A 1,925-nucleotide genomic window follows, 5' to 3' on the forward strand; every position below is an offset into this window, starting at 1 on the left:
CCACAAACCGCGTCTGACTACAGCCATCCTTCTGCTTCGTTACTTCTAATACAGCTGGCATTGCGTTTTTCAGTTCTTGAACGTGTGAAATTACGCCGATAAATCGGCCTGATTTTTGCAAGTCGATTAGGGCGTCAACTGCTTTCGTTAATGACTCTTCATCTAATGAGCCGAATCCTTCATCGATAAACATCGTTTCGATGGAAATACCACCCTCATACGCTTGAATTACATCTGCCATTCCAAGTGCTAAGCAAAGTGATGCGTTAAATTTTTCACCGCCAGATAATGTTTTTACATCTCGGGTTTGACCTGTATATGCATCGTATACATCTAAGCCTAATCCACTTTGTCGATTCCTCTTTTCAACTCGTTCGCTTCGTTTTAAATAAAATTGTCCATTTGATAATTTACGTAGTCGTTCGTTCGCAATTTGAACAATTTGTTCTAAATACTCAATTAAGATGTAACGTTCAAAGGATATACGACTATCGTTATCCCCTTTCATTACTTCATATAAATCAACAAGTTCTTGGAATGCTTTTTCTTCCTCATGAATTTGTTCATCAATTCGTTTAATATTTTCATGTAAATCCGTAATATATGATACGGCATTTTGAGCACGTTGTCGTTTTTCTTTAATAATATCAAGGTGAATTTCCAATTCTTTCACTTGCTCATCTAATGAAGAAATGTCCATATACTCTTTATCTTTTAATTCTGCCTTTAATTCTTCAATTTGTTTTGTAAGTACTTCTAGAGATGAGTAATAACTTCGGATTTCTTGTTGTAACTTATCCATCTCAGCATCATTTAATTTGGATCCTGTATATGTTAATTGATCTGTAAATCCGCTTTGTTCTAGCTCTTTCATAAAGCGTGTGAAAGTCTCTTCTTTCTTCTCTTTTGCACCATTAAATTGATTAGAAGCACTATCATGTTCTGCTTGAATACGTATATTTTCATTTTGCCAATGTTGATACGCTTCTTGTACTTTCTCCCATTCATCTTCCATGAACCTGAGTTCTTGCAGAGCTTGGTCAAACTGTACTTTCCAAGCTTGTACCGTTTGCAAGCTTTCCGGAATATTTTGCTTATCATGTTCATATGACGTACGAAGCTGCATACACTCCATTTCAGTACGGTGCTGCATTGTTTCTACTTCACGCTTTTGTTTCTGGAGTTCTTCTACTTTTTCTTCTACGCTTTTTATATTCACAGCAATTTGCTTACGCGTTTCTTCACTTGCTTTTAACGCATTAACATCTGCTGCTAATTGCTTTCCTTTTTGAACGAGCGCCCTATATGTTTCTAYTAATTCTTCTGCACGATACCCTCGCTTTAGCACTTCTTCTATCACTTGTTCATATTGAACTCGATAGAAATTCCACTTTTCTTCTAATTGAACATGTGATTTTTCCGCAACGTTTTTCTTTTCTCTTAGCCCATTTAACTCTTTTTCATCAATGGCATTACTTTGCTCTGTAGCTTTTTTCGGGTGATCCATACTACCACATACTGGACAAGATTCACCATCATGTAAATGAAGAGCTAATATACCAGCTTGCTCACTTAACCAGCGGCGTTCCATATCTTCATACGCACTAACTGCCAGTTGCATCTTATGAAATGCAATTTCTTTTTCTTGCTCGTATTTTTGTTTTTCTTGCCATACATCATATGCCTGCTTTAATACTTTTGCATCTTCTCGCATATTCGTTAGTTCTTCTACTTTAGCTACATATTGTTCAAGCGCTACTTCTAATTGCTGTAATTCGCCAGACATTCTTTGTTTTTCATTTGTATGCGCTTCTAGTTGCTCATCTAACTTTTGCATACCTTCTTTTAATTTTCCTATTTGAATCTCAGCATTTTGCAAATTTAACTTTTTCTCAGCTAATGATGCAATAATTGGTTGTAACTCT

1 protein-coding gene is annotated in these 1,925 nt (G+C 36.0%); it reads right to left on the bottom strand.

Annotated elements, in window-relative coordinates; all coding sequences use genetic code 11:
- On the bottom strand, positions 1-1,925 hold a 1,925-nt coding region (locus AC1DTM_RS24440), incomplete at both ends, for an SbcC/MukB-like Walker B domain-containing protein (protein ID WP_477001100.1).

The sequence above is a fragment of the Bacillus sp. P4_D3 genome (genome assembly GCF_056401855.1).